Consider the following 529-nt stretch of genomic DNA (forward strand, 5'->3'; position numbering starts at 1 on the left):
AACTGTGCAGCGTCCGGATGGCCCCGTGCTGGGCTCTCTTCAATCGCGCTACGCGCTCCATCCGAGAACCCAGCACGGCAAACCGCACACCAACCGATTTTGCACGAAAACAAAATACAAGGGCGGGTTTCAACCCATCCTATTCCACATAACTCAATCATCATATTCAAGCCGCCTGAGGTGCGCCTCGAATAAACCTTGGCTTTAGTCTGGTATACCCTGTGCTTGCACCATGCCATTTCATCTATGAAGGCATGGTCATGAACCACAAAGGAAGCTGGGCAATGGACGAATTTGGCGGAGCACAGGCGGGCGATGCCCGTCTGACCAGGCGCTTGATCAAGCTGGCGGATCGGTTGGCCGGGGCCCCCTCTGCGAGCATTCCTGGCGCCTGCAATGGGCGCGCGGAAACCCAGGGCGCGTATCGGTTGTTCGATCAGGCACGTGCGGACAAACGGGGGCTGAGTTGGGAGGCGGTACTGGCGCCGCACATGGCGCGTACCGAGGCACCGATGGCCGAACATCCTGT

The 529-nt window shown here is 58.8% G+C and carries 1 protein-coding gene; it reads left to right on the forward strand.

Annotated features, from left to right (window positions below; genetic code table 11):
• Positions 1 to 260: 260 nt before the first annotated feature.
• Positions 261 to 529, forward strand: a 269-nt coding sequence (locus tag DNK49_RS23290; RefSeq protein ID WP_165843436.1) for an IS4/Tn5 family transposase DNA-binding protein, incomplete at its 3' end; no start/stop codon positions are given.

This window comes from Parazoarcus communis SWub3 = DSM 12120 (genome assembly GCF_003226565.1).
In the GTDB taxonomy this organism is placed as follows: Bacteria; Pseudomonadota; Gammaproteobacteria; order Burkholderiales; family Rhodocyclaceae; genus Parazoarcus; species Parazoarcus communis.